The organism is Pseudomonas sp. 51_B, from assembly GCF_017491595.1.
GTDB classification, from domain to species: domain Bacteria; phylum Pseudomonadota; class Gammaproteobacteria; order Pseudomonadales; family Pseudomonadaceae; genus Aquipseudomonas; species Aquipseudomonas promysalinigenes.
Map to the genome: position 1 here is coordinate 1 of NZ_JAFGYW010000358.1, position 457 is coordinate 457.

The 457-nt window shown below is 67.6% G+C and carries 1 protein-coding gene; it reads right to left on the reverse strand.

Features of this window, described 5'->3' with window-relative positions:
• A partial coding sequence (locus J5M56_RS25220; RefSeq protein ID WP_207938088.1) for an ABC transporter ATP-binding protein occupies positions 1-457 on the reverse strand: 457 nt, incomplete at both ends.

A 457-nucleotide genomic window follows, 5' to 3' on the forward strand; every position in this document is an offset into this window, starting at 1 on the left:
GTCACCGGCAGTGCGCGCACCACTTGCAGAATGCTCAACTGATGCTGGATATCGAGATGGTTGGCCGGCTCGTCGAGCAGCAGGATCTGCGGGCGCTGCGCCAGTGCGCGGGCGATGTGCACGCGCTGGCGTTCCCCGCCGGAGAGGCTGCGCCAGAGGCGGTTGCGCAGGTGCACGGCGTCGACGTCGACCAGCGCTTGCTCGACGATGGCATCATCGGCGGGCGACCACGGTTGCAGCGCCGACAACCACGGCGTGCGCCCCAGCGCCACCGCGTCGAACACGCGAATGCCATCGTCGGTATCGGCCTGTTGCTCAACCACCGCGAGTGTCTGCGCGATGCTGCGCCGCGACATTTTGCCCAGCGCCTGACCTCCGAGCTGCACATGGCCCGCGCTCGGTTCACGCAAGCCGGCGAGCAGCTTCAGCAAAGTGGATTTCCCCGAACCGTTCGGCC